The sequence below is a fragment of the Corallococcus praedator genome (assembly GCF_003612125.1).
Taxonomy (GTDB): Bacteria; Myxococcota; Myxococcia; order Myxococcales; family Myxococcaceae; genus Corallococcus; species Corallococcus praedator.
Genome location: NZ_RAWI01001440.1, coordinates 1 through 386, shown reverse-complemented (window position 1 = coordinate 386; position 386 = coordinate 1). Strand labels below are relative to the sequence as shown.

General features: G+C 39.1%; 1 protein-coding gene. It reads left to right on the top strand.

The features are described 5' to 3' along the window. Positions 1-386 (top strand): quinolinate synthase NadA (gene nadA / locus D7Y13_RS44810; protein ID WP_147452800.1); only part of this gene is annotated, 386 nt, incomplete at both ends.

The window sequence follows — 386 nt, the reverse complement described above, 5'->3', positions numbered from 1 at the left end:
CATATGTAGGACAGGTCACTGGAAGAAAAAATCTGTTCGTGTGGCCAGGAGAATGTCATGTTCATGCGGGTATCACTGCCGCTGACGTTAATAATATTTTACAAAAATACAGCAGCGCTGAATTCATGGTCCATCCTGAATGCGGTTGCACCTCTTCAACTCTATACAATTTAGCGTCTGGTGATATATCCAAGAAGGCCCACATACTGTCTACTGAAGGAATGATGCAGCATGCTAAAAAATCAGATAGTAGCCAATTTGTTGTTGCGACAGAAACAGGTATAATGTATCGAATGAAAAAAGAAAATCCAGACAAGATGTTCATCCCAGTAAAGGAAAACGCTGTGTGTAAGTATATGAAAAAGATAACAATAGAAAAAGTAGTC